General features: G+C 67.2%; 21 protein-coding genes. 10 read left to right on the forward strand and 11 right to left on the reverse strand.

Annotated features, from left to right (window positions below):
* Positions 1–23: 23 nt before the first annotated feature.
* The 3 genes from HL671_RS21645 to HL671_RS21650 all read right to left on the reverse strand — a co-directional run bounded on the left by HL671_RS21645 (position 24) and on the right by HL671_RS21650 (position 2,323).
* Positions 24–1,037: a zinc-dependent alcohol dehydrogenase family protein gene (locus tag HL671_RS21645; RefSeq protein ID WP_172238383.1), complete on the reverse strand. Its 1,014-nt coding sequence runs from the start codon at positions 1,035–1,037 to the stop codon at positions 24–26.
* A gap of 149 nt (positions 1,038–1,186) precedes the next feature.
* Positions 1,187–1,318 carry a hypothetical protein gene (locus HL671_RS38815; protein WP_012045309.1) on the reverse strand — a complete coding sequence of 44 codons (132 nt, stop codon included), beginning with the start codon at positions 1,316–1,318 and terminating at the stop codon, positions 1,187–1,189.
* 189 nt (positions 1,319–1,507) lie between these two features.
* A complete protein-coding gene (locus HL671_RS21650) occupies positions 1,508–2,323 on the reverse strand; it encodes an HWE histidine kinase domain-containing protein (protein ID WP_246579546.1) in 816 nt (271 codons plus the stop codon).
* Between the two features lie 513 nt (positions 2,324–2,836).
* On the opposite strand from HL671_RS21650, the gene HL671_RS21655 reads away from it, so the two are divergent.
* From HL671_RS21655 to HL671_RS21670, 4 genes are all read left to right on the forward strand, one after another.
* Positions 2,837–3,250 (forward strand): hypothetical protein, encoded by a 414-nt coding sequence (locus HL671_RS21655; protein WP_012045311.1) that lies wholly within the window; start codon positions 2,837–2,839, stop codon positions 3,248–3,250.
* A gap of 131 nt (positions 3,251–3,381) precedes the next feature.
* Positions 3,382–3,549 carry a hypothetical protein gene (locus HL671_RS21660; protein WP_168167918.1) on the forward strand — a complete coding sequence of 56 codons (168 nt, stop codon included), beginning with the start codon at positions 3,382–3,384 and terminating at the stop codon, positions 3,547–3,549.
* Between the two features lie 225 nt (positions 3,550–3,774).
* Positions 3,775–4,305 carry a thermonuclease family protein gene (locus HL671_RS21665; RefSeq protein ID WP_012045313.1) on the forward strand — a complete coding sequence of 177 codons (531 nt, stop codon included), beginning with the start codon at positions 3,775–3,777 and terminating at the stop codon, positions 4,303–4,305.
* 143 nt (positions 4,306–4,448) lie between these two features.
* The gene (locus HL671_RS21670; protein WP_012045314.1) at positions 4,449–5,552 is read left to right on the forward strand and encodes a D-alanine--D-alanine ligase family protein; all 1,104 of its coding nucleotides are present in this window, start codon (positions 4,449–4,451) and stop codon (positions 5,550–5,552) included.
* A gap of 22 nt (positions 5,553–5,574) precedes the next feature.
* Here HL671_RS21670 and HL671_RS21675 read toward each other — a convergent pair whose 3' ends face one another.
* The 8 genes from HL671_RS21675 to HL671_RS21710 all read right to left on the reverse strand — a co-directional run bounded on the left by HL671_RS21675 (position 5,575) and on the right by HL671_RS21710 (position 13,454).
* Positions 5,575–6,774: an efflux RND transporter periplasmic adaptor subunit gene (locus tag HL671_RS21675; protein WP_172238389.1), complete on the reverse strand. Its 1,200-nt coding sequence runs from the start codon at positions 6,772–6,774 to the stop codon at positions 5,575–5,577.
* A gap of 2 nt (positions 6,775–6,776) precedes the next feature.
* On the reverse strand, positions 6,777–9,143 hold the full coding sequence (locus HL671_RS21680) for an ABC transporter permease (protein WP_012045316.1): 2,367 nt from the start codon (positions 9,141–9,143) through the stop codon (positions 6,777–6,779).
* Positions 9,137–9,898 (reverse strand): ABC transporter ATP-binding protein, encoded by a 762-nt coding sequence (locus HL671_RS21685; RefSeq protein WP_012045317.1) that lies wholly within the window; start codon positions 9,896–9,898, stop codon positions 9,137–9,139. Before HL671_RS21685 ends, HL671_RS21680 begins: the two co-directional genes overlap by 7 nt.
* Before the next feature lie 159 nt (positions 9,899–10,057).
* Complete coding sequence (locus HL671_RS21690) at positions 10,058–10,336, reverse strand: hypothetical protein (RefSeq protein WP_012045318.1); 279 nt, start codon at positions 10,334–10,336, stop codon at positions 10,058–10,060.
* An 85-nt stretch (positions 10,337–10,421) separates the two neighbouring features.
* The gene (locus tag HL671_RS21695; RefSeq protein ID WP_172238392.1) at positions 10,422–11,657 is read right to left on the reverse strand and encodes an extracellular catalytic domain type 1 short-chain-length polyhydroxyalkanoate depolymerase; all 1,236 of its coding nucleotides are present in this window, start codon (positions 11,655–11,657) and stop codon (positions 10,422–10,424) included.
* Between the two features lie 4 nt (positions 11,658–11,661).
* Positions 11,662–12,081, reverse strand: a complete 420-nt coding sequence (locus HL671_RS21700) for a CopG family transcriptional regulator (RefSeq protein ID WP_172238395.1) — start codon at positions 12,079–12,081, stop codon at positions 11,662–11,664.
* 118 nt (positions 12,082–12,199) lie between these two features.
* Positions 12,200–12,601, reverse strand: coding sequence for a thiol-disulfide oxidoreductase DCC family protein (locus tag HL671_RS21705; protein ID WP_012045321.1), 402 nt, complete (start codon positions 12,599–12,601; stop codon positions 12,200–12,202).
* Positions 12,602–12,782: 181 nt separating this feature from the next.
* The gene (locus HL671_RS21710; RefSeq protein WP_172238398.1) at positions 12,783–13,454 is read right to left on the reverse strand and encodes a transposase; all 672 of its coding nucleotides are present in this window, start codon (positions 13,452–13,454) and stop codon (positions 12,783–12,785) included.
* A 1,290-nt stretch (positions 13,455–14,744) separates the two neighbouring features.
* Between HL671_RS21710 and murI the strand changes: the two genes are divergently transcribed.
* The 6 genes from murI to HL671_RS21740 all read left to right on the forward strand — a co-directional run bounded on the left by murI (position 14,745) and on the right by HL671_RS21740 (position 19,255).
* Complete coding sequence (gene murI, locus HL671_RS21715) at positions 14,745–15,542, forward strand: glutamate racemase (protein WP_172238401.1); 798 nt, start codon at positions 14,745–14,747, stop codon at positions 15,540–15,542.
* Between the two features lie 13 nt (positions 15,543–15,555).
* Positions 15,556–16,329 (forward strand): HpcH/HpaI aldolase family protein, encoded by a 774-nt coding sequence (locus HL671_RS21720; protein ID WP_012045324.1) that lies wholly within the window; start codon positions 15,556–15,558, stop codon positions 16,327–16,329.
* 62 nt (positions 16,330–16,391) lie between these two features.
* Positions 16,392–16,778, forward strand: coding sequence for a cupin domain-containing protein (locus tag HL671_RS21725; RefSeq protein WP_172238404.1), 387 nt, complete (start codon positions 16,392–16,394; stop codon positions 16,776–16,778).
* A gap of 98 nt (positions 16,779–16,876) precedes the next feature.
* Positions 16,877–17,692: an acyltransferase gene (locus HL671_RS21730; protein ID WP_172238407.1), complete on the forward strand. Its 816-nt coding sequence runs from the start codon at positions 16,877–16,879 to the stop codon at positions 17,690–17,692.
* Positions 17,693–17,909: 217 nt separating this feature from the next.
* A complete protein-coding gene (gene rpsD / locus HL671_RS21735; RefSeq protein WP_012045327.1) occupies positions 17,910–18,527 on the forward strand; it encodes a 30S ribosomal protein S4 in 618 nt (205 codons plus the stop codon).
* Positions 18,528–18,727: 200 nt separating this feature from the next.
* Entirely contained in the window at positions 18,728–19,255 is a 528-nt protein-coding gene (locus HL671_RS21740; RefSeq protein ID WP_172238410.1) for a hypothetical protein, read from the forward strand.
* The last annotated feature ends 43 nt before the right edge of the window (positions 19,256–19,298 follow it).

Genomic DNA, 19,298 nt, shown 5'->3' on the forward strand with positions numbered 1-19,298 from the left:
GACGCGAGCCGACCGAACAAGTCTCACCCGATCGCGATCGCCACCTTGCCGAGATGCGCGCCGCTCGACATGTAGTGGAACGCCGCGCGCGCCTCGCTGAACGGAAACACACGATCGACCACCGGCTTGACCTGGTGCAGCGCCAGCGCATTGGCCAGCGCCTGCAGATCCTCGACCGAGCCGACCGTGACACCCTGCAGCCGCTGCTGCTGCATCACCATCAAAGGCAGGCGCAGCTCGGCGGCCGGCGCGCCGGCGAGCACGCCGATGAAGGCGATGGTGCCGCCGATACGGGTGGCCCGGATCGATTCGTTGAGCGTGCCGACACCGCCGACCTCGACCACGAGATCGACGCCCTGCCCGGTGATCTCCCGCGCCTTCTTGCCCCAATCCGGCGACGCCTTGTAGTTCAGCGTGACGTCGGCCCCGAGCGCCTGCAGCCGCGCGATCTTGGCCTCGTTCGAGGACGTCGCGATCACTCGCGCGCCGGCCATCTTGGCGATCTGCAGCGCGAAGATGGAAACGCCGCCCGTCCCTTGCGTCAGCACCGTCTGGCCCGGCCGGATGCCGCCGAGCTTGACCACCGCGCTCCAGGCCGTGACGCCGGCGCAGGGCAAGGTCGCCGCCTCGATATCGCCGAGATGCGCCGGTGTCCTCACCAGCGCATGCGCGGGAAAGATCCGATATTCGCTCAAGGTGCCGTCGACCGCGCCGCCGAGCGCGGCCCGCATCTTCGCTTCACTCGGCTCACCAGCACTCCAGCTCTCGAAGAAGCTGCCGATCACGCGCTCGCCGGGCGCGACCCCCACCACGCCGTCGCCGACCGCCTCGACCACGCCGGCGCCGTCGGACAGCGGCACCAGCGGAAATTTCTGCCGCGCGCCATAGCCCCCCTTCACCGTCAGCAGGTCGCGATAGTTGATGCTGGCGGCAGATAGCCGCACCAGCACCTCGCCTTGGCCCGGCGCGGGCACGGGCTTGTCGACCAGTGCCAGCGCCTCGATGCCGCCCGGTCCCTGCAGCTCATAGCATTTCATCCGACGTCTCCTGCCCGCGGCGCGTTTCGCGCTTCGTCGCGGGATGGTGGAGCGTTTCGCTCCGGCGATCAAGCCGCGCCGCGTTCCGCGCGGCGGACAAACATGCGGCAAGCGCAGTGCGCAATGGCGGTCGATCGCGCATCGACTCGTCACGATGCGGGCAGGTCAGGGCCAGGCTGCCGATCCTCGATCAGCGGGATCACCACATGGTTGAGCACATAGTCCGTGCCCAGCCAGGTCACGATCAGCGAGATCAGCAGCAGCGCGGCCAAGAGCAACATGTCGCGTCGATTCATTGAAGAACTACGCGGCAGCGCTGCGGCCGTTTCAGGCCGGCCGCATCGATTCGCGGCGTCAACCATTGGAACCCGCGCCTGCGGCTCTCGATCGGCTTACCGGATGATCCGCGGGCGACATCGCTGCTCGCATTCAATCCGCCACGTCCGTCGCAGCTGATCGCAGCCCGCGCCTCACGCGCCCGCTTCGAACCTGATCCGGCAGAGCAGTCCGTCGGCGCGAAAATCCTGCTCGACACTGCCGCCGATCGCGGCAAGGCTTGCCCGGATCATGCGCATGCCAAATCCCTCGCGCATCGGCGGCTCGACCGCATGCGCACACAGCTCGCGCCAGGTCACGACCGTGCGACCGCCGTCTTGCGCCAGCTGCACCTCGAGCCGGCCGCCATCGCCGCGCAGCGCACCATATTTGACGGCGTTGGTCGCGAGTTCGTGGAACACCAGCGCAAGATTGCGCACCGCGTCCGGCCCCAATTGCACATCGGCTCCCTCCACCGCGATCACGCCCGGCACCCGATAGGGCTGCAGCTCCATCTCGATCAGCATGCGCAGCGTCATGATGCGGTGGTCGGACCAGGCGAGCGTGTTGGCACGCGCCACAGCCTCGAGCCTGAGCGAGATCGCCTCGCCCTTGTCATGATCCTCGCCCGACAGGCTCGACCGGACGATCGACTGAAACACCGCGAGCTGGTTGTTCACGCGATGGCGGAGCTCGCCAAGCAGCAATTCGCGCGCATGCTCGCTACGCTTGAGCTCGAGCAGCGCGTTCCGGCAGAGATTGGCCAGCCAGATGACCAGCGCAGCCGTGCCGAGGAATGCGACGAGATTGACGGCTTCACCATGTCCCGGCCGGTCGGTGAAAGCGACCAGCACCACCGTCGCCGACAACCACGTGGCAAAAATCGCCGAGGGGATGCCACCGAACAACGCCGAAAACACGACCGCGGGGTAGAAGGTGGCGTAAGGCAGGCTCGCACCGAGCAGATCCAACGCAACGCGCGCGGCGCTCGATAGGGCGACAGCAAGAAGTGTCAGCAGAAACGTGGTCGCTGACCACGGCCTGCGTCTCAACACCCAATCTGACAAACTCCGACCCGCGCGCACGTTCGACACCGCATTCACGTCTATCGTCCCGCGCCGAGGGGAACAAGCTGAAGGAACTGCCGATGCGCGAGAAAAACTTTGGAACTTTTCCTAAGTAGTTGCGTTACGAGGCGCGCCATGGAACTTGCGGGCCGCGGCCTGCAGCCGCGCGCAAGGCATCTCACCGACCGCTCATGTTGCAGAATAAGACGCCGCGTGCGGCCGGCAGTGACGATCGTGACCGCCGATCATTAAGAATGTCACCTGCCTTCACGCGCAGCCCGCGCGCGATCCGACGCGTGGCGGCAATGAATGCGGTATCATGACGCTCCCCTGTGGATGAGCTTGTAGTCCCACGGTTCCTGCAGCCCCAAACCTAGCGGCTTGCTGCGCGACGCCGCGGGATCGATCATGGCGCTCATGACCACCAGATCGCGCGAGAGACTCTACGGCGCCGGCATCAGGATCGCGCAGGAACAGGCCGCCCGCGCGCGCAAGGAAGCGGACCGCCTCGCCTGCGCGGCCTGGAACAAGCGGATGCTCGGCTACAAGGGGCCGGCGCAACCCTCGCCGCTGCTCGGCGATGCCCTCAATGCCGGCTACTTCTATCTCGAAGTGCGCTGCCTCGGCTGCGACACCAACCAGACCGTCGCGCTCGACATCATCAGACGGCCCAAGACGACGCCGATCCACGAGCTGGAGCGCTACATGCGGTGCCAGGATTGCTCGCGGCTGCGCGGTCATCCCTACAAGCGCAGCGCGTTGGTGGCGTTGCGCGAGACCAAGATCTCGGCCGCCCATCCCGCCTCGACATGGTGGCCCGGAGAGCGATAGCCGTGCGACGGTATTCAGATCCGACAACGAGTGAGGCCCGAAATTCTTTCTCGGCGCCCCGGAACAATCTCGCCTGCTCGTCGTTTCGACATTTCGCCAGCGCGGCAGGGAAGCGAATTATGTCAGAGTTGATGACCGAGCCCGACAAGCTGCGGGCCGACGCGGCAGAATGCGCCATCATTCGTGACCTCGCCACCGACCGCGACAAGCGCGAGCTGTTCGCGCGCCTCGCCGCGCATCTGAGCGCGCTGGCCGCCGACGTGGAGCATGCGGCGCGGAGCAGCAGGCCGGCGAGTTGATCCCCCCGGCGAGCTGATCCCAACGGCGATGTGGCATCACGGCCGCATGTCGCCTCCCCCCATGACGTCCGCACCGCGAACGCGCGCGATGTGGCGCATCTTGGCGTGATCTCGCTCGGCAGCCATAGGATCGCGCTGCTCGGCTTAGCTATTCGCTATAAGACCTCACGGGCAGCATCTGATTCGCCGCTCGGCGAATTGACGCCCCAGTGCACGGTGCCGATCTTGCGATATTCACTTCTCTTCGTCTGCGGGGCTCTGCTGCTGGCTGCCGCGCCTTCTGCCGTCGCGCGCGACCTTGTTGGCCGCGGCAGCATCGTCGATGGCGATACGCTGGATCTTCACGATCAGCGCATTCGTCTGTGGGGCATCGACGCGCCGGAGAGCGCGCAATTGTGCCGCGGCCGCGACCGCAAGCCATATCGCTGCGGCGCGCTCGCCGCCAACACGCTCGACGCGTTCACCCGCGGCAAGACCATCCGCTGCATGCCCGTGGATGGCGACCGTTATGGCCGCGTCGTCGCGCGCTGCGCGGCCGGCGGTGTCGATCTCGGCCAGTTCATGGTGTCGCGCGGGCTTGCATTGGAGGAGCCGCAATATTCCCACGGTCATTACGCGGCCGATCAGGTCGCAGCCCGCCGTGCCGGGCGCGGCGTGTGGTCCGGCCGCTTCGTCGAGCCGTCACTCTATCGCAGCTGCATGCACGCCGCCGGCACGCGGTCCGTCTGCTCCGAAGGCGCGACCGGCTGGCGATGAGTGCGGGCGAGACGTCGCCATCAGAGCGAACTCTGCATCATCCGTCATTGCGAGCGCGGATCTCGTCGCGGTGATTGCCACGTTCGGGTCAGCCGCGATACGCTGCGGCGCAGAGGCTGAAGCTGGTGGGATGGATTGACGTCATGGCACACAACACGACGCGCGTGGCGATCCTGTTCGGCGGGCGCTCGGCCGAGCATGACGTGTCCCGCGCCTCGGCCGCCAACATCTTCCGGTCGCTCGATGCGAGCCGATACGCCGTCACCTTGATCGGCATCACGCCGGAGGGGCGCTGGGTGCTGGCCGACGCCGTCAACGCCAGGACAGCCCAGGCTTTGACCGTGCCGCCGGACGGTCCGCAGATCGTGCTGCTGCCGGCCGGCCAGGGCCGCGCGCTGGTGCTCGGCGACGGCGCGGCCGCACCGCGCGAACTCACCTTCGATGTCATCTTCCCGGTGCTGCATGGTCCCAACGGCGAGGACGGCACCATGCAGGGGGCGCTGGAACTCGCCGATGTCGCCTATGTCGGCGCGCGGGTGATGGGATCGGCGGCGGCGATGGACAAGGACGTCGCCAAGCGCCTGCTGCGCGATGCCGGCCTGCCGATCGTGCCCTTCGTCACGATGACGGCAGCGGCACCGGTGAGCTACGAGGACGCCGTCCATGCCGTGGGCTGCTCTGAGCTGTTCATCAAGCCGGCCAATCTCGGCTCATCGGTCGGCATCTCCAAGGCGCGCACCCCGCAGGAGTTCGCCGCCGCCTGCGATCTCGCATTGCGCTTCGACGGCAAGATCCTGATCGAACGTTGCATCTCCCCGGTGCGCGAGATCGAATGCGCCGTGCTGGAGCATGCCGATGGCGAGGTCAAAGCCTCCGAGCTCGGCGAGATCGTGCCCGCGAGCAGCCACGGCTTCTATTCCTACGCGGCGAAGTACACCGATGCATCGGGGGCCTCGCTGCACGTCCCGGCGCAGGTCGAGCCTGGCCTGGCGCAGCGCATCCGCAAGATGGCGACCGAGGTGTTCGGCGTGCTCTGCTGCGAGAGCCTCGCGCGCGTCGACTTCTTCGTCCACGGCGAGGAGGTCTACGTCAACGAGGTGAACACCCTGCCCGGCTTCACCAATATCAGCATGTATCCAAAGATGTGGGAGGCCACCGGCCTGCCCCAGCCGGCGCTGATGGACGCCCTGATCGCGCACGCATTGGCGCGGCATGCGCGGCTGAGGCAGCTGGCGTCACAGCGCTGAGGACGCTTCTGCGCGCGTCACGTCAACGCGGCGCGACCTTGACGCCATCCGCCACCCGGTCGCCGGGATAGATGATCACGACGTCGCCGCTGGACACGCCCTCGGCCACCGCCGCGAACCGGCCCGAGCGGCGGATGATCCGCAACTTGCGCAACGCGGCGCGGCCGTCCTCGAGCACGAACACCGACCAGTCGTCGCCACGCTTGAACAGCGCGCCGGTCGGCACGATGGTCGCATCGTCCTGGGTGAAGACGGCGATCTGCGCATCGAGCTGATAGGCATCGCCCAGCCGCTGCCATTGGTCGGCCGGCGAGACGATGTCGATCAGCACGTTGACGCGCTGCTCCTCGACGCCGAGCGTGGAGATCTTGGTGAAGGCCGCCGGCTCGACGCGGCGAACCCGCCCCGACAGGCGGCCCGCGCCGCCCCAACGGTCGATCGTGACGTCAGCGCCGGGAGCGATCTCGACTGCATCGGTGCTCAGCACGTCGACGACCACTTCGAGATCATGGGGATCGCCGAGATCGAGCAGCGCCGTGCCCGGCTGCACCATGGTCTCGCTTTCCTGGGTCACCTTCAGCACCAGCCCGCCGACCGGCGCCGTCACGTTCCAGCTGTCCGCCGGCACGTCCGCATCGGTGTTGCTGCCGTAACGCGCCAGCATCGCCCGGAGCTGTCCGAGTTCGTGCTGGGCGGCGTGGTCGACATATTCGGCGGCGCGCAGGTCGCGTTCGGCGACGCGCATCGTGAGCTCGGCGCGCTCCTTCGCCTGAATCGTCCCAGCCCCGCTTGCGGCCAGGGCCATGGTGCGCGCGAGATCGGCCGCCGCCTGCGCGCTCTGCGCCTGCGCCCGTGCCACCACCGCCTTGGCGCGTTCGACATTGGCCTCGGCCGCGCCGAGCCGCTCTTCGACCTCGCGGCGGGCGCGCGGATCGAGCAAGGGTGCCGGCGCCGGCGTGATGGTGGCGACCACGTCGTCGGCCTTGACCTGATCGCCGGCCTTGAAGCGGAGACGGCCCAGCCGTCCGGCGAGCGGCGCGGCCACGACATAGCGTTGGCGCACCCGCGTCTTGCCGTCGTCCTCCACGGTCGCGACGAACCGCCCTTTGGTCACCACAGCCGTCTCCACCGGAATGGGACCAGGCATCGCCATCCAGCCGACGGCGGCAGCGACCGCCAGAGCGATCGACGCGATGACGACACGGCGCAACACAGGACGCATGCTCATTCCCTGGTCTTGAGGGCGGCGACCAGATCGAGCCGATCGACCCTCCTGCGCACGATGATGGCGCTGATCGCGGCGCTGGCCAAGACCACCGCTGTCGCGATCAGGTACGTCCGCGGCGCGATCACGCCGGGAATCTGGAAGCTCTCGCTCGAATGCAGCCGCGCGATCAGCGCGATGATGCCGCGTGACAGCAACAGGCCGAGCGGAATCCCCAGCGCGATCTCGAGCGCGAATTCACCGAACAGGATGCCGGCGACCTCGCCGCGGGTGAAGCCGAGCACGCGCAGGCTGGCGAGCTCCCAGGCGCGCTCCTGCAGGCTGATGCGGGCGCTGTTGTAGACCACGCCGACGGTGATGATCGCAGCGAAGCCGGTGAGGATTCCCGCGGTGACGAAGACGAGGCCCGCGATCTTGTCGATGAAGGATGCAACGGCATAGGCCTTCATCGAGACGGATTCGATCATCGGCAGATTCTTGAACCGCGCGCCGAGCGCGGGCAGCGCCGCCGGATCGACATGCAGGCTGGCGGCCGAGATGACCTTGCCTTCACCGGTGAAGCGGTTCAGCGTGTCGATGTCCATGTAGGACGCCATCCCGATCGCCTCGTCGACGATGGCGCTCACCGGCACATCGCGGCGGCGCCGGCGGCCCTCCATCGCCTCCACGGTGACGAGATCGCCCGCGCTCAAGGCCAGCCGCTCGGCGAGCCGCCGCGTCAGCGTGATGCCGTCGGGCGCCGCCACGATCGGGCGGCGCGCGGCATCATGCGGACGGCGCAGCTCGTCCGCCGCCGCCAACCCGATCACCGAGGTCAGGTAGCTGCGCTGGCCGGCGCGCAGCCGCACCGGCACGATACGCTGACCTTCGGCCAGGAGCACGCCCGGCTGTCGCGCCAGGTCGCGCAACACCGCGCGATCCACCGGATGCGGGAAGGTGATGGAGGCGTTGCCGCGCTCGACCAGGTTGAACTGCAGTTCGATCATCTCGCCGATCGCATCGCGCCAGAAGATTCCGAGCACCATCATCGGCACCGCGAAGGCGATACCGACGACGGTGAACAGCGAGCGGAACGGACGCCCCGCGACGTTGCGCAGCATCATCATCCGCCGTGCGCGGCGCGCCACGCCGGGCATGATCCGCTCGATCCAGGAGCGGCGAAACCCCATCGGGACGGCCGGCCGCATCGCTTCCGCAGGCGCAAGTCCGACGACCGCCTGCAGCGCCGTGATGACACCGAGCGACCCGGCCGCCGTGCTGATCGCAACGCCAGCAAGGATCGACCACGGCGCAAGCCGGAACGGCAGCTCCGGCAGGCGAAAGAAGCCGTGGTAGCTCGTGATCATGGCCTGGCCGAAGCCGAGGCCGCCGACGATGCCGAGCGCCGATCCGATCAGCACGATGACCAGCATCAGCGCGAGGTAATGCAGGGTCAAGGCCGAGGTCGGAAAGCCGAGCGCTTTCAGGGCTGCGATCTGCTCGCGCTGCGCGGCGACCAGCCGCCCGAGCGCGCTGTTGAGCAGGAAGGCGGCGACGCCGAAGAAAATGATCGGAATGGTGATCGACATCACCTTCTGCTGGTTCAGCTCGTCCTCGAGAAACCGGTTCGACGGCTGGTCGCGCCGCGCGATCGCGCCGATCGATCCATAGGGCTCGAGCAGCCGGTCGAGCTCCTCGATGACGGGCTGTGCATCGGCCCCCGGTGCCAGCGCGACCACCGCGTCGTTGAACGCGCCCTTCATGTCGAAGGCGGCCTCGGCCGCGCTGCGGTCGACCCACAGGATCGCATAGAGGCGATCGTCCGGGATCGGCAATCCCGGACGCACCGCATAGACATATTCCGGCGACAGCACGATGCCGGAAACCCGGAACGCCTGCAGCCGGCCGTTGAGCAGCACGCGGATCTCGTCGCCCGGCTTGACGCCATTGGCATCCGCAAAGGCCTCGTTGACCGCGGCGCTGCGCGCGTCGCCAGGCGCGGGCGCCGTGCCGCGGCGCAGATGCAACCGCGCCAGCGGCTCATCACCGGCGCGGCTGAGCGAGACGAGGCGCGCCGACACCGGCTGCGCCGCGGCGGGCGCGTCAACGATGACCTCGCGCACGATCCGCGGCTCAGCCGCCAGGACGCCGGCGACAGCGTTGAGGCGGGCGACCAGCGTCAGCGGCGCGCGCTTCAAGGTGACGAAGACCTGCGGAAACCGCGCCTCTGCATAGAACAGCTCGCAGCCGGCGCGCAGCGATTGATAGGTGGAGACCGAGCCGACGAACACGGCGACACCCGCCGCAACCAGCAGCGCGATGGTGATCACCTGCCCGCGCATGGCGCCGATATCGCGCCAGAGCTTGCGGTTGAGCAGGCTCACCACGTCACCTCCTCGGCCGAGAGCCGCCGCGGATTGCGCGTCTCGCCGACGATGCGGCCGCCGCCGAGCCGCAGCACGCGGTCGGCCATCCCGGCGATCGCCGCATTGTGGGTGATGACGATGGTGGTGGTGCCGAGTTGCTCGTTGGCGCGCGCGATCGCGGCCAGCACCACTTTGCCGGTCTCGTAGTCGAGCGCACCGGTCGGCTCGTCACACAGCAGCACGTCAGGCGACTTCACGATGGCGCGGGCTACCGCGACCCGTTGCTGCTCGCCGCCGGACAGTTGCGAGGGAAAATGGTCGATCCGCCGCTCGAGGCCGACGAGCTTCAACACCTCCAGCGGATCGAGCGGCCTGTCGGCGATCTCGGTGACCAGCTGGACATTTTCGAGCACGGTCAGGCTGGGGATCAGGTTGTAGAACTGGAACACGAAGCCGACATGCTCGCGCCGGTAGCGCGTCAGCTCGGCATCGCCGGCGCCGACCAGCTGATGATCCCGCCATTGCGCGTCGCCCGACGTCGGACTGTCGAGCCCACCGAGGATGTTCAGCAGCGTCGACTTGCCTGAACCAGAGGGCCCGAGCAGCACCACGAATTCGCCCTCGATGATGTCGAGATCAACGTCGCGCAACGCATGCACCTCGACCTCGCCCATGCGGTAGGTCTTGGAGAGCTTGCGGGCGCGAAACACCGGCGAGACGCCCGGCCCCTCGAAGCGCGCGGCAGCGTTCATGTCGTTGATGATCGAGGGACTCATCAAACTGTGGTTCCTGCCGCAAGGCACGCGTCGAACGTCCCATGCATGTTCCCGTGACACCGGACAACATCACCAAGCATCGGCCAGCAGGCGCCAATGTCCGTTGATGCAGGTCAAGCGGTCGGCATTCCCGGCGCCGAGGCTTGAACTCACGCCTCCCTATGTCCATTCGACGGTTGCGATCACATAGACCAGCAAGGCCGCGCCGAGGCAGCGTCGCCACGGGTTGACGCCGCGACAGAGTTCGTCGACGGCCCACACGACAAGGCTGGCCTTGACCAGGCCGTCCAGATTGAGACCCATCCGCCCTGGCGGATGCCAGACCCAGCTGACGACGCTTCCCACCAGCACGATCCACAGCGCGGGGTTCGGCATCTGTGCGATCGTGATCTCGCCGGTCTGGCGATTTCGGAACAACCAATCCAGCAATCGGCGCATCGCACCACAGGCGTTCGATGTGAATGAGCTGCTTGGCGGCGGGCGCAATTCAGTACGGCATCACCGTCATGCGCCCCTGATTTCATCAGCCTCGCGCATGCGCGAGGAAGAAGCGGAGCATCTCGCGCGTGGCGTCCGGGCCGTTCGGATCGGTGTAGGAGCCGGCCGGGCTGCCGCCGGACCAGGCATGAGCGGCGCCATGGATGATCCAGTGCTCCGACGTCACCTGTCCGCGGTCGGTCAGAACCGTGCGCGTGTAGGCATGGCCGCCGGGCACGCGGCCGCGCGCGACCGACGCCGTCCCGCGCCCATTGGTGGATTGCGCGATCTGGTCGCCATTGGCCGGATGCACGGTGGTGTCGCGGTCGCCATGAAAGACGATGGTCGGCACGACCGCGCTGCGCGCGGCCGCCGGCGCGGCGCCGCCCTGACGCATGGCCATCAGCGCCGAGGGCAGATCGCGCGCGGCGCCGCATGCGAGGCCCGAATGGATGCCGGCGGCTGCATAAAGGTCGGGATAGGTCGCGGCCATGATGGCAGCCGCAGCGCCTCCAGCCGACAGGCCGGCGACGTAGACGCGCTTGGGATCGATCGCGTGGTCCTGCATCACCTGGCGCGTGATGCCCGCGATCAGCGACGGCTCGCCGCCGTCGCGCTGCTGATCGCCGGTACGAAACCAGTTCCAGCATCTCGACGGATTGGCGCCGCTCGGCTGCTCGGGATAGACCACGAAGCAGCCCTGCGCCTCGGCCGCAAAATTCATCCGCGTGCCCGCGGCGAAATCGTCGGGGGATTGCGTGCAGCCATGCAGCATGACGATCAGCGGCAACGGATGTCCGTGCGTCCTGCTCGGGATCAGCAGCTTGTAGGACCTGTGCCCGGCCGCATTGCTGAAGCTGCGTTGGATGAAGCGCGCGCCCTCCGGCGCGATCTCATGCGCGGCCGGCATGCGCAGAGCAGGACCTCGCAAGCCGATGCCCGGGAGGTCGCGAAGGCCGTCACGACGGACGAAGCGCTTGCGCGCCAAAGCGGACGCGCCTCGCAATGGCATGTCGGAGTCTTGCGCTGCCGTGCGTTCCGCAGTGCGCACCTGCGCCGCCGCGTCCGGCGCGGCAGAACGCGCGCGCTCGCCGATACGCGTCGCCTCGCCGTCGATGGTCGGCGCCGACAACCGCCTTGGCGCCGGCCGCGCAGCCGCGGACGAGGCCGCAGCCGGAGTGCCGGCGCCGCGCAGCATCCGCTGCAGCAGCGCCGTGGCCTCGATGAGTTGGCCGGCCCGCGTCAGTCGCGTCGCTTCGCGCATGATACCCTGATCGAGCATGACGCTACCTCATTCTGTCGGCGAGAGCGGCCTTGACCGCGGGGGTGGCATGGAGCGCGCCCAGCACCGAGACGGAGGCGATGGTGGCGCGGGCCAGTTCGGGCGTGACGTCGGCGGCGATGGTGGCGAGCCCCAGGACGTTGATCTGCAGCATCTGGCCCGCGCGCTGCGCCGCTTCGAGATCGGCGCGGCTGAAGTTGCGCAGGCCGAGATCCAGGCTGTGGCGCAGCGTGGACTGCTTGACCACGTCGCCATGCCGGTCGAGCTGGTTGCGGATCGCGGTACGGATGAAATCGGTGCGGTTGGAATAGAACCCCTCCTGCACCATCAGGTCGATCTGACCGAGATCGACATAGCCGAGATTGACCGTGATCTTCTCGGTGTCGGGCGCCTTGGCGCGGAGCGGCTGGACGTTATCGGGCATCGTGACGGCATCCATCTTGCCATCCCATTGGATGGTGCATGGATGGCATATGGATGTCCCTCAGACTTATTCAAGCGGCGCGTGTCATTCCATGCGCTGGCCCCCTCCCCCCGCCCTGTCACCCGCGTTCCGAGCCAGCGGCCCGCTGCTGGAGGCGCGCGACGCCGCGGGAGATGAACGGCCGCACGGGAAGGAACAGCCGGTAGCCCAATTCCAGCACCGCCAGCACGCCCGGCAGCGACGCCAGCCGCGCCGCCCAGCGCCACCGCGGCAGCCGCCGCCAGACCTCGACGAATGCTTCCGCGCCCGAGAGCAGCCGTCCGTCACCGGCGCGCACATGGAACCGCGCCATGGCCTCGCGCTGGGTCAGTCCCTCCGGAGGCGCGGCCCCCGCCGCGGAGACGTCGACGAAGCACAGCGCGCCGTCCTGGTCCGTGCGGCTGTAGTAACCGATCTCCGCCCTGCACAGCGGGCAGGATCCGTCATAATAAACGGTCGACGTCGCGCGCTCCGGCTCCATCCGGATCTCCTTCGGGAACGGCCGATCTCAGCCCTTAAGTCGGATACGTTTCGCGGACCGGTTTGGGTCTGCGTGCTCCCGGGATCGTGTTGATCTCGGCGCTATTACGGGTTGTTACGGTGCAAGTTTACGGAGACAGTGCACAGAACTGCGCAAGTCTCGTTGCGCGGCCTGTCTCCGCTCAATCCTCCGCTGCCGGCTTCGGCCCGCGTTTGGCCGGCTTGAGCACGCGCCCGGTCATTTTCTCGATTCGGGTGAGGAAACGGTCGCTGCCGATCGGACGCCCGATGCTCTCGGCGGCGCGCAGGCGGGCGAACAGTTCCTCCTCATCCTCGGGCGCGCGGCTCAGGAGCCCGGCCATGTCCGGAAACATCGTCTTGACAGGCTCGCGCGCGGTGACGCCGTCGTCGCGCCCGCGCAGATGCGCGCGCGTGCTCGACCACGCCCAGTCCTGGGCGCGTGTCACCAGCCGCGCCCGCACCGGGTTGAGGCTGACATAGCGCAGCGCCGCCGCCAGATGCGCCTCGTCCATCGCCACCGCGCCGAACCGCCCCTGCCAGAAATGCCCGCTGCGCTTGCGGCGCGCCTGGATGATTCCGGCATAGACACGATGCACCCGCGACAGCGCCCGACGCAGGCCATCGGCATCCGACGGCACCAGGATCAGATGCACATGGTTCGGCATCAGGCACCACGCCCACACCGCAACGTCGGCCGCCTGGCAATGGGTCGCAAGCAGGTCACGATAGAGCGCGTAATCGTCGTCACCGAAAAAGGTGCGTGCGCGACCATTGCCGCGCTGGGTGACATGATGCGGCAGACCGGGGACGACGACACGGGCAAGGCGGGCCATGTGCCATCCTGCGCGTTCGGGCGACGGATGTCAAATTAAATGCACTGTCACCGTAATACCTGGATCATGCCGAATAAATAGCCGCCACTAATTAATTAGTTAATACTATTGTTATCGGAGCGACGGCCCCCTGACGACCTCCCCTCGCGATCCGCCTACCCCTTCCAGCAGGGCTGTCGGATATGAGCAGACATCGGCGCGCTCCGAGGGAGCCCGACAATGAGTTACTGCGTCATGCCCGGGCTTGACCCGGGCATCCACGCTTTCTTTCCACGCCAAACCGACGTGGATGGCCGGGACAAGCCCGGCCATGACGGCGGGGAAGCAGACGAGCGCGAACCAAGAATCGCCATATGCGATTGCCCGTCCCCTGCACGGGCCGCCCGCAGGGCCGGCGCGATCAGCAGACCCCAACCGAAAATCCGAATTATACGCCTTCTGTTTTTCGGAAATCAATGCTATGATCTCGCCATCCCGCCTCACTTGAGGGGCGCATCGCGATCGTCACGAGCGTGGGGTGCGGGATGCGGTGGGCGTGTCGGGTTGCAGCGTGAGCGATCATGCCGACGAACGATCCGATACGCACGGCGAAATCGTGTGGTCCTGGTCTCCCGGTGCTGAGACCAAGTTCGCGCTGCCACGTTCGACGAGCGCGCGGGCGACGGGGGCAAAACGCCGGTCCCCGGGGAGAGCACGTATAAGCCGTTCCAGCCATCGCGCGGGGAAGGCCGGATGATCCGGCCCGTACCTGTGGTGACTGCCGCCTGCTTTTTCTGCTGCAGGCGGGCCATGGGTGCCGACCGGCACCCGGCCTTCCCCGCGCCCTCATTCTCGAGAGGGCGATCAGATGAGCAACACTCGGACGCGAAAGCGGGTGCGAGGATGAGAACGCATGTTTCACCACCGTCATTGCGAGGAGCGCAGCGACGAAGCAATCCAGCGTCGTCGCGGGACTCTGGATTGCTTCGCTCGCAATGGCGCCCCTCTCTACTGTCGTCGTCCCGGCAAGCCGCGACGCCGCGCAGCGGCGCGGCGCCGACCCGGGACCCGGACTCCGCGGCGGTCGTGTGAGGCATGATGGAGCATGCAGCCTTCGCCCCATGCAAGACGGTGGTTATGGATTCCGGCGTGCGCCGGGATGACACCGAATGTTTGGGGGCTGCGGGGGGCTCACGGATGTATGCTTGAACCTTTACTCCCGCCATCGGAACACACCCAAGCGCCTCACTCCCGCCAAATCCCGCAGAAAAACCGACTGAATCCGCCTCCCCGATCCGGTACACTTGCGACGTGACAAACCGCCCTACGATTCTCGTCTTCGACTCCGGCCTCGGCGGCCTTTCCGTGCTGCGCGAGGTGGTGCGCGCCCGCCCCGATGCGCATTACGTCTATGTCGCCGACGACGCGTTCTTTCCCTACGGCCATCACAGCCAGGAGGCGCTGATCGCCCGCGTGGTGCCGCTGATGGGCGAGTTGATCGCCGGACATCGGCCGGACCTGATCGTGATCGCCTGCAACACCGCGTCGGTGCAGACGCTGGCGCCGCTGCGCGCCGCTTACGCCACGCCGTTCGTCGGCACCGTGCCGGCGATCAAGCCGGCCTGCGCGCAGTCGCGGACCAAACGCGTGTCGGTGCTCGGCACCAAGGCGACCGTGCAGCGCGAATACACCCACGCCCTCATCCGCGACTTTGCGCAAGGCTGCGCCGTGACCCTGGTCGGCTCGCCGGAGCTGGCCTCGCTGGCCGAAGCGGCGCTCAGCGGAACCAGCGTCAGCGACGCGGCCATCGCGGCCGAGATCGCGCCCTGCTTCGTCGGCGATGCCACCGATCCCGCAGGCCGCACCGACACGGTCGTACTCGCCTGCACGCATTATCCGCTGCTGCTCGATCGCCTTGAACGGCTGGCGCCATGGCCGATCGCCTGGATCGACCCGGCACCGGCCATCGCGCGCCGTGTCGTGGATCTGCTGGGGCCGGCGACCGCGAGCGCCGGCGATTGCGGCGCCACCATGATCTTCACCTCGCAAAAGCCGCATCAACTCAGCCAGGCGCTGACGTCCTATTTCGGCGGCCGCGTGCCGGCCTGACGGAGACCTTGCGATGTCTGCGACGCCCAAACCGCTCAACCGCCTCAAACAGGCCTGGCGCGACAAGAGACCCACCTTCGGCGCGATCGCCACCATCCCGAGCATTCAGACCGTGCGCATCATGGCGCAGCAGCTCGACTGGATCATCGTCGACCTCGAGCACGGGCCGATCGATCTTTCCACCGCGCATGCGATGATCACGGCCACATCGGGCACACCCTGCGTCCCCCTGGTGCGCATCGCGGCCAACGAGCCGCATCTGGCGAAAGCGCCGATGGATCTCGGCGCCCTCGGCATCAACTTCCCGATGATCTCCAGCCGCACAGAGGCCGAGAAGGCGGTGCGCAGCGTGCGCTATCCGCCCCGCGGCGACCGGCTGTGGGGACCGTTCCACGCGCCGTTCCACTGGAACGTGTCGATGGCCGAGTACATGGCGACCGCCGATGACGACATGGTCTGCATGGTGACGATCGAGCATGTCGAGGCCGTCGAGCGCATCGACGAGATCATGGCCACGCCCGGCATCGACATCGCGGTGATCGGCCCCGGCGACTTGGCCACCTCGATCAACAAGCGCGGCCAGCTCGATGATCCCGCAGTGACATCCCTGATCGCCCGTGCCGAGGCCGGCATCCTCAAATCCGGCGTGCCGATCGGCGGCGCGGCGCGCTCGGCCGAGCAGGCCAATGCGATGATCGAACGCGGCTATGTGGCGCTGGCGCTGGGTTTCGACTGGTCCTTGTTCCAGCGCGGCATTGCCGCAAGCTTCGAAGGGATCAAACGCTGATTCGGTGCCGTCTGCGGCGCGCCTCAACTTTCCAACGAAAAACAACATTTGGGGAGAAGACCATGATGAAAAAGACGATTTTCGGCCTGTCGCTGACCGTGCTCGGACTTGGCGCGGCGCTGGCCCAGCAGCCGGCGATCAAGCGCACGCTGCTGCAGAAGACCGATTTTCCGGACGGTTATACCATCGTCCAGGCGATCGCCGAGGTGGCGGCCGGCGGCGCCGCGGGCCGGCATACCCATCCGGGCGTCGAGACCGCCTATATCCTGGAGGGCGAGGCGGATCTGATCGTCGAGGGACAGCCGGACCGGCGCCTGAAACCGGGTGATTCGTTCCAGATTCCCGCGGGCGTGGTCCATGACGCCAAGGTTCATGGCGACAAGGGCCTGAAAGTGCTCGGTGTTTACGTCGTCGACAAGACCAGGCCGCTCGCCTCGCCCGCGCCATAGGCGAGGGCTTTCGTTGCCCCGTCGCTCGGTGCTAACAGCAGCCGCCGCCGGGGCGACGGACAGGCCACAAAATACGGATCGGGAGTGACGGGTTCAGGATGCGCGGAACAACCAGGCCGATTTCCCTGCACCGCCGTCTGATCATCGATCTGATGCGTGCCTCCCGCGACGTGCCCTTCGTGTCGCTGTCCCGCTCGATTGCTATCGGCCCTCTGCTGGACGCGCGGGCCGCGGCCGCCTGCCCGCCCGGCTTCGCCGCGCTGTTCGTCAAGGCCTTCGCGCTGGTCGCCCGCGACGAGCCGGTGCTGCGCACGCTCTATGTCAAATGGCCGTGGCCCTGCTTCTACGAGCTGCCGCGCAGCGTCGCGACCGTGACCATCGCCCGGGTCGAGAATGGCGAGGATTGCGTGCTGCCGCAGCGCATCGCCGGACCGGAAAACATGACCCTGGCCGAGATCGACGCCATGATCCGGCAGGGCAAGGAGGCGCCGCTCGGCGACGTCCCGATGTTCCGCAAGATCATGCGGGCGACCCGGTTACCGCTGCCGCTGCGCCGCTTCGCCTGGTGGGTGGGGCTCAGTTTCGGCCGGCAACGGGCCAATTGGTTCGGCAATTTCTCCGTCACCAGCGTCGCCGCCTGTGGCGGCGGTGAGCTGCTGGCGCTGAGCCCGGGGCCGTTCATCATCAATTTCGACCTCGTCCAGCCGGATCAGACGATCCGCCTCCTGATCCGCTGGGACCACCGCGTCACCGATGGGGCCATGATCGCCAGGACGGCCATCCGGCTCGCCCAGGTGCTGAACGGCGAGCTCGCGGCCGAGCTGAGGGCGGCCGGCCGCGGAGCAGCGGACGCTGGCCGGAATTGCACCGCCGCGCGGGAGAAAATCGCCGTCCCGCAGGCGCCGGAGCGGTGATTTACCGGCCGGCGCGGCGGTTAAGGTTTGACAAGTCAGCGGTTTCTCCCTTAAGAACCGCCCTGCTCGCGGGCCGCTTTCGGCCCGCGTTGCGTTTCGCGACCCGTGGCCTCGTCCCCTCACGCTTTGGGGATCGGCCTGTCGGTGGACCGGGTTTCCCGGACACACAGGAGGGCGCGTTTCCTCAAACCCGAACGCAAGACTTGAAGAGGACGCGATGACTAAGCGCAGTGAGGCGAAGTACAAGATCGATCGCCGCATGGGCCAGAATATCTGGGGCCGCCCGAAGAGCCCCGTGAACCGCCGCGAATACGGCCCCGGCCAGCACGGCCAGCGCCGCAAGGGCAAGCTCTCCGATTTCGGCGTGCAGCTGCGCGCCAAGCAGAAGCTGAAGGGTTATTACGCCAACATCTCCGAGCGCCAGTTCCACGGCATCTATGTCGAGGCCGGCCGCTTGAAGGGTGACACCGGCGAGAACCTGATCGGCATTCTCGAGCGCCGTCTCGACACCGTGGTGTTCCGCGCCAAGTTCGTCTCGACCATGTTCGCCGCGCGCCAGTTCATCAACCACGGCCACATCAAGGTGAACGGCCGCAAGGTCAACATCGCGAGCTACCAAGTCAAGCCGGGCGACGTGATCGAGGTCAAGGAAGCCTCGAAGCAGCTCGCCATCGTGCTCGAAGCCACCCAGCTCGCCGAGCGTGACGTGCCCGACTATATCGAGGCCGATCACTCCAAGATGACAGCGAAGTTCATCCGCATCCCGGCGCTGTCGGACGTGCCGTTCGCGGTGCAGATGGAGCCGCATCTGATCGTCGAGTTCTACTCGCGCTGATCTTGACCGGACCCAGGTCCGATCACATCTGATATTCCGAAGGCCCTGGCACGCGCCGGGGCCTTTGTCTTTTGGAATTTCGGATGAGGCGAACAGATTCCCGAATGCCACACTTGCCACGAATTCGCCTCACCCTGGGCTGACAGCTCCGCCGTCCCGTGATTCACTGTCGCCAGTTGTAAAGTAGCGGGGCGTTCGCCATGGAGTTCAACAGGCGCACTATCATCTTCGGCGCATTGCCGACCGATGCGGTCGGCGCTCCGCCTCTTCCGCCGTTGCGTTCGCCACCGTTACGCGCACGGCCGTCGGGGATCCGCTACCGGTTCAACGACGGCGTCTATCCTTCGACCGTCTTCGACATTCTTGAACGCTCCTGCTGGCACGTCCAGTCCGATGCGACAGCCCATGTGATCCGCCATCTCGGCACCGGGCTCACCTTTGCCGACGCGCAACTCGGCTATGATCCGTTCGCGCTCGAGCTTCTCCATTGTTTCGATGAGGCCCACGACCAGCCCGACGACTGGCAGACCATGCTTGTCGGCTGGGCCGCGGTGAACATGGGCTGGAACATCAAGCGGCAGCGGCCGGGCGCCGCTCTGCTTCTTTCACCGTCCCGACGCAGCCCGCTGGAGTCCTGGGTGTTCGATTGTGCGAAGGCGCCGCTGCTGGTGACCAAGCCCATCGATATCTCCAGGCCGCTGCGGCCGGATATCTGGCTCGCAGCATGACCGGGATGGCGGCGCGTTTTGCCGAGAGGGCACGAGTTGGGTA

This window comes from Bradyrhizobium denitrificans (assembly GCF_013179005.1).
GTDB classification, from domain to species: Bacteria; Pseudomonadota; Alphaproteobacteria; order Rhizobiales; family Xanthobacteraceae; genus Bradyrhizobium; species Bradyrhizobium denitrificans.

Coding starts and splice junctions, on each gene's coding strand:
- HL671_RS21700 (WP_172238395.1), bottom strand. CDS start 12,081: ATGCCCGATAACGTCCAGCCGCTCCGCGCCAAGGCGCCCGACACCGAG.
- HL671_RS21675 (WP_172238389.1), bottom strand. CDS start 6,774: ATGCGTCCTGTGTTGCGCCGTGTCGTCATCGCGTCGATCGCTCTGGCG.
- HL671_RS21655 (WP_012045311.1), top strand. CDS start 2,837: ATGACCACCAGATCGCGCGAGAGACTCTACGGCGCCGGCATCAGGATC.
- HL671_RS21705 (WP_012045321.1), bottom strand. CDS start 12,601: ATGGAGCCGGAGCGCGCGACGTCGACCGTTTATTATGACGGATCCTGC.
- rpsD (WP_012045327.1), top strand. CDS start 17,910: ATGACTAAGCGCAGTGAGGCGAAGTACAAGATCGATCGCCGCATGGGC.
- HL671_RS21660 (WP_168167918.1), top strand. CDS start 3,382: ATGACCGAGCCCGACAAGCTGCGGGCCGACGCGGCAGAATGCGCCATC.
- HL671_RS21690 (WP_012045318.1), bottom strand. CDS start 10,336: ATGCGCCGATTGCTGGATTGGTTGTTCCGAAATCGCCAGACCGGCGAG.
- HL671_RS21730 (WP_172238407.1), top strand. CDS start 16,877: ATGCGCGGAACAACCAGGCCGATTTCCCTGCACCGCCGTCTGATCATC.
- HL671_RS21695 (WP_172238392.1), bottom strand. CDS start 11,657: ATGCTCGATCAGGGTATCATGCGCGAAGCGACGCGACTGACGCGGGCC.
- HL671_RS21645 (WP_172238383.1), bottom strand. CDS start 1,037: ATGAAATGCTATGAGCTGCAGGGACCGGGCGGCATCGAGGCGCTGGCA.
- HL671_RS38815 (WP_012045309.1), bottom strand. CDS start 1,318: ATGTTGCTCTTGGCCGCGCTGCTGCTGATCTCGCTGATCGTGACCTGG.
- HL671_RS21740 (WP_172238410.1), top strand. CDS start 18,728: ATGGAGTTCAACAGGCGCACTATCATCTTCGGCGCATTGCCGACCGAT.
- HL671_RS21685 (WP_012045317.1), bottom strand. CDS start 9,898: ATGAGTCCCTCGATCATCAACGACATGAACGCTGCCGCGCGCTTCGAG.
- HL671_RS21720 (WP_012045324.1), top strand. CDS start 15,556: ATGTCTGCGACGCCCAAACCGCTCAACCGCCTCAAACAGGCCTGGCGC.
- HL671_RS21710 (WP_172238398.1), bottom strand. CDS start 13,454: ATGGCCCGCCTTGCCCGTGTCGTCGTCCCCGGTCTGCCGCATCATGTC.
- HL671_RS21670 (WP_012045314.1), top strand. CDS start 4,449: ATGGCACACAACACGACGCGCGTGGCGATCCTGTTCGGCGGGCGCTCG.
- HL671_RS21725 (WP_172238404.1), top strand. CDS start 16,392: ATGATGAAAAAGACGATTTTCGGCCTGTCGCTGACCGTGCTCGGACTT.